The organism is Ruminiclostridium papyrosolvens C7 (genome assembly GCF_000421965.1).
GTDB lineage: Bacteria > Bacillota > Clostridia > Acetivibrionales > DSM-1351 > Ruminiclostridium > Ruminiclostridium papyrosolvens_A.
In genome coordinates this window covers 1-503 of the sequence record NZ_ATAY01000052.1, presented here as the reverse complement: position 1 = coordinate 503, position 503 = coordinate 1, and the positions used below count along the sequence as shown (strand labels likewise).

The 503-nt window shown below is 48.7% G+C and carries 1 protein-coding gene; it reads left to right on the top strand.

Annotated elements, in window-relative coordinates:
* Positions 1-373: alpha/beta hydrolase (locus L323_RS33120; protein WP_020815960.1), on the top strand; the 373-nt coding region annotated here is incomplete at its 5' end.
* Between the last annotated feature and the right edge of the window lie 130 nt (positions 374-503).

Genomic DNA, 503 nt, shown 5'->3' with positions numbered 1-503 from the left:
CCGTGAACCCGAGGAAAGGGTGCTGGCTGGTGACTCTTTAGGAGCAACGGTCTCCCTCCACCTGGCTATGAAAAATCCAAAACTGTTTTCCAAAATCATTAGCTTGTCCGGCGCCTACTATGAACCGTCCCTTAACCTCCTCGCTCAGGAGACCGATCTCTCCTATTTGTCGCTCTTTATGATCGTGGGATTACAGGAAGATCATTATACAACGGATACAGGCACCTATAATTTTGTTGAGTTAAATCGCAAAGCCAAAGCCTTGCTCGAAGAGCGCGGAGCCAGAGTCACCTATTTGGAGAAGGACGGGAAACATTTGTGGGGATTTTGGCAGCAAGAGCTCCCCGATGCGCTAGTCCACTTCTTAAAATAACGCTTTCATATCCAGTAAAATGGGAGGCTGTCCAAGGTAGAACCTTCATCTACTTCGGACAGCCTCTCTTGATGTCTTTCCACCATAGTCTCCTACGCGCGTTAAGGAGTCTGATCCTGCACGATAGCCC